1 rRNA gene is annotated in these 1,170 nt (G+C 35.2%); it reads left to right on the forward strand.

What is annotated here, in order from left to right:
- Positions 1-600: 600 nt before the first annotated feature.
- Positions 601-720: ribosomal RNA gene (gene rrf / locus JU82_RS04060) — 5S ribosomal RNA — on the forward strand.
- The last annotated feature ends 450 nt before the right edge of the window (positions 721-1,170 follow it).

Below are 1,170 nucleotides of genomic sequence, written 5' to 3' on the forward strand. Positions count from 1 at the left end.
AACAATGGGAATAGCAATGGCAAACGAGAGGATTTCATTTTGTTCTTGTAACACTTATCACTGATAAGCGCGTCGCACCAACATTGGTCAGACAAATATATGATTTCTTGTGGAAATCGTATAATTACCTTAAACTATTAGAATAATTCTAAATGTTTGTGCACTTAACTCATGAATCTACCTCTGACACAGTAAGGAAAACAAAGTTGGATTTTTACAGGTCTCATCTCCTACTATGATCATGGATATTTCTCATGTTATCAGGGTCTGATGAAGATCAATAGAGATGATATAGATGTTTTATGATCTTATACAATAGATATGGATGTTTATGATCTATTCTAATATGATTCTTATCCATAGGAAGCATAACAACACCCTTGTGTATTTGTTGTCCCTTACATTAGACCTTCTTATGAATGTTCTATGATGTTTATCTGTGATCATCTTCTTGATATATGATAAGAGCAGCAAATACACTTCATTGGTATCTGTTCTGATGATGTTGATGTTCTGATGGCATCCTATTGTATCCTATCCTATCATATGATTCTATCATGATACTACAATTGTATAGTTGTAGGAAGCATGGTATTCCCAGCTTACGATCATACCATGATGAGAACACCGTATCCCGTCCGATCTGCGAAGTTAAGCATCATTGGGCTTCTTTAGTACTCAGGTGGGTGACCACTGGGGAACTGGATAGTGTTGTAAGCAATTCTTTTTGCCTTTTTGACCCACAAAATGAGATCTTTTTGGATCTATCTATAGTGCAACATCATCTATAGATCCTGAACTATATGTTGATCTGTTTTTAGAATCCTATATTCTCTATAATCCATCAAGAAATCATCATCAAACATGACTTGACCTTGATCCTTATTGTTTATGTGCATCTTTATCCCCTTTCTCACTGCTAAATTTGGTTCAATGATCTTTTATTATCACATTAGTATGGAATCTCCATAGCAGAAGCTTAAATGAGCATTGAAATCATGTGTTGTCCCTGTATGATGGTTTGTTAACTCTTGAATTTCAATAGAGCTCGTAACATGCTGATCTTCTTATTATGAACATATCCCAAGCTTGTTCACGATTCATCCATCAGGATTGAATAGCACAGCACATAGGAAGACGAGAAACAAGCATAGGATAGAATGGATTCAT

It is taken from the genome of Sulfuricurvum sp. MLSB (genome assembly GCF_000747095.1).
In the GTDB taxonomy this organism is placed as follows: Bacteria; Campylobacterota; Campylobacteria; order Campylobacterales; family Sulfurimonadaceae; genus Sulfuricurvum.